Below are 1,568 nucleotides of genomic sequence, written 5' to 3' on the forward strand. Positions count from 1 at the left end.
CTGCCCGGCAATCCCTCACATGAGGCTTTTCGGGTCAAGGGGTATTTTCAAGGCGGCATGGGATTATCCCTGTTCACGGTATCCATGGTCTGAGCCCGTTTCTAATTACCGGTCCGATATCCGGACCTGTACAACCTCACATCCGGTCGCCGCTCCAAGGCGGCTGCACCAATATCCCGCATCCAGCGGTCAGGGCTCAGGAGGACGGGACCATTCTATGACACGGCTGTTGAGGGCCATAGGATTGCTCGGTCCGTCCACCCGGATCCGTCAGGAGTGATCAACTCCTGAGGATAGGAAGAGAGTTGAAGAGCGTCACGCTGCCTTCACGATGGCTCCTTCGATAACGATGCCGTGGTGTACGTATTTCCAGAGCGCGACGAGCAGCTTGCGGGCAAGCGCGACGATTGCGACCTTTTTGCTGCGCAAGGCGCCCTTGTCGATCCGCACATGGAACCAGCGGGTGAGAGTCGAATCCGGCTGATGGCGCAGCCAGAGCCAGGCCAGTTGGATCATCGTTGTCCGTAGCCGAGGATTACCCGCCTTCGAGACACCTTGCTCCTGATTGATCGTCCCGCTTTGCCAGGGAGACGGTGCCAGCCCGGCGTAGGCGGCGATCTGCCTTCGGTTGCCAAACTGCCGAAACAGGCCTTCAGCATACAAGATGGCCGCAAACTCCGCACCAATCCCCTTGAGAGCAAGAAGCGCAGTCATAGGCGCTGTCTGGTCGGGCTTCTCTTCGGCGATCAGCGCATCCCGTTCGGCCTCGACCGCCTTGATTTGGCCGAGCAGTAGTTCGAGACGATCAAGCTCGCGAACGATCTGGGCCTTGAGATGACGAGACAGCGGGCGGCCATCGCCGGTCCGCAATTCTTCCAGCCGCTTGCGCCGGTCACGGCACAGCGGTTCATAGTCCCGGATCCCTTGGTTGAAGAGAAGCCCCTTGATCCGGTTGTTGTGAGCAATCCTCTCGGCCACCAGCGCCTTGCGTTCGCGGGAAATGCGGAGCCGATCTTCTGCCTCGAGGCTCGGCACCTTGACCATCGAGCACACCCGTGGCTCTCCCCGCTTGTAGGCCATCAGCGTCCGGATTAACGTCTCGCCATCGATCCGGTCGGTCTTTGCTCGCCGCCGCTTGCGCGGCACCGCAATCGAGGCGGCATCGACCACGTAGCTTTCAATCCAGGACTCTGCTGCGAGTACTCGCTCGATCCAGAAGCCGTCCAACCCCGCCTCCTGGATGACTACCACTGGATACAGTTTGCCCTGCCGGACCTGCGCTTTCTGCCGCAGGGCCTCAAAGCGGGCAAACAGACCGGCAATGTCACCGCCCTTCACCGAGTGGAATGACATCTTCTCGCTGCCCGGCGACAGCGAAGTCACAAGCCAGGTCGACTTGCTCAGTTCCAACGACACGAAGACTGCGCCAAGATTGGTTCGGATAGCGGCTTGGGTGTTGGGGCCGTCAGTGTTCAAAAGCATGATTGTCTCCAGAGTGGGGATATTGAGCAACCTCACTTTGGCAGAGCTTAGGCCGCTATCCACTCCTCATGGGATCTATGACGGCC

At 59.7% G+C, this 1,568-nt stretch carries 1 protein-coding gene; it reads right to left on the reverse strand.

Translation table 11 applies throughout. From position 1 onward, the window contains the following. Nucleotides 1-315 precede the first annotated feature (315 nt). Nucleotides 316-1,482, reverse strand: a complete 1,167-nt coding sequence (locus tag EN786_RS35870; protein ID WP_189524371.1) for an IS110 family transposase — start codon at nucleotides 1,480-1,482, stop codon at nucleotides 316-318. Between the last annotated feature and the right edge of the window lie 86 nt (nucleotides 1,483-1,568).

Source organism: Mesorhizobium sp. M4B.F.Ca.ET.143.01.1.1 (assembly GCF_004792275.1).
In the GTDB taxonomy this organism is placed as follows: Bacteria; Pseudomonadota; Alphaproteobacteria; order Rhizobiales; family Rhizobiaceae; genus Mesorhizobium; species Mesorhizobium abyssinicae.